At 66.4% G+C, this 1,183-nt stretch carries 1 protein-coding gene and 1 pseudogene; both read right to left on the reverse strand.

Going from position 1 to position 1,183, the window contains the following annotated elements:
* Nucleotides 1-321, reverse strand: a pseudogene (locus tag ACDELDRAFT_RS22740) (ATP-binding cassette domain-containing protein); the annotation flags it as partial.
* Between the two features lie 249 nt (nt 322-570).
* Nucleotides 571-1,183, reverse strand: a 613-nt coding sequence (locus ACDELDRAFT_RS22745; protein WP_005801422.1) for an ABC transporter permease subunit, incomplete at its 5' end; no start/stop codon positions are given.

Consider the following 1,183-nt stretch of genomic DNA (forward strand, 5'->3'; position numbering starts at 1 on the left):
GCAAGCCCAGTGCCACGTTGTCGGCCACGCGCTTCCACGGCAGCAGGCGCGCGTCCTGGAACATGATGCGGGTGCCGCTGCTCAAACCGTCGATGTTCTTGCCGTCCAGGCGGATCGCGCCGCCCGAGGCGGGTTCCAGGCCCGCCACCAGCCGCAGCAGCGTGCTCTTGCCGCAGCCGCTGCGGCCCACGATGGCGACAAACTGGCCGGGCTCGATGACCACTCGGCTTTCTTGAGCACGTCGCGCGCGCCGTAGCGCTTGTCCACGCCGCGCACTTCCAGGCGCACGCCTTGGGGTGGCGGGGATGATTTGATGGTCAAAATGATCTCCTGCGCTTATCTATCAAGCGCTAGCAGCTATAAAAATGTGAGGGGATCAACCGCAGCCTTCGCACAGGGCGGGACCCAGGCGAGGGACGCCCCTCCGCACTGGCGTCGTCCCCCCGCCCGCGCGGCGGCGCGCGAGCGGGGGCAGAGGACTGCGGCTCCAGGCCTGCCTGCGCGGGTTGGGACAGTCCCGATGGCTGACGCCTCTGGCGGCTGCACCGAGCGGTTGCGCCTCAGGGGGTGTCATTGCTGATATCCCGGATGCCAGCGCAGCCAATAGCGCTCCAGCGCCTTCGCAAACACGTCGGCCAGCTTGCCCAACAGCGCGTACAGCAGGATGCCCACGAGCACGATGTCGGTCTGCAGGAATTCGCGGGCATTCATGGTGAGGTAGCCGATGCCCGACTGCGCCGAAATCGTTTCGGCCACGATCAGGATCACCCACATCAGCCCCAGCGAAAAGCGCAGCCCCACCAGGATGGACGACAGCGCGCCGGGCAGGATGATCTGGCGGTACAGCTGCCAGCGCGTGAGGCCGTAGGTGCGCCCCATCTCGATCAGCCCCGGATCCACGCCACGGATGCCGTGGAAGGTGTTGAGATAGATCGGAAAGAACACCGAGACCGCAATCAGGAACAGCTTGGCCGATTCGTCAATGCCGAACCACAGGATCACCAGCGGAATCAGCGCCAGCGCCGGGATGTTGCGCACCATCTGGATGGTGGAATCGAGCAGCGTCTCGAACAGCTTCACCGAACCGGTCAGCAGCCCCAGCACCAGGCCCAGGCCGCCGCCGATGGCCAGCCCGGCCAGCGCCCGGCCCGCACTCACCTTGACATGCGTCCACAGCTCGCCC

Origin of the sequence: Acidovorax delafieldii 2AN (genome assembly GCF_000175235.1) — a bacterium.
In the GTDB taxonomy this organism is placed as follows: Bacteria; Pseudomonadota; Gammaproteobacteria; order Burkholderiales; family Burkholderiaceae_C; genus Acidovorax; species Acidovorax delafieldii_B.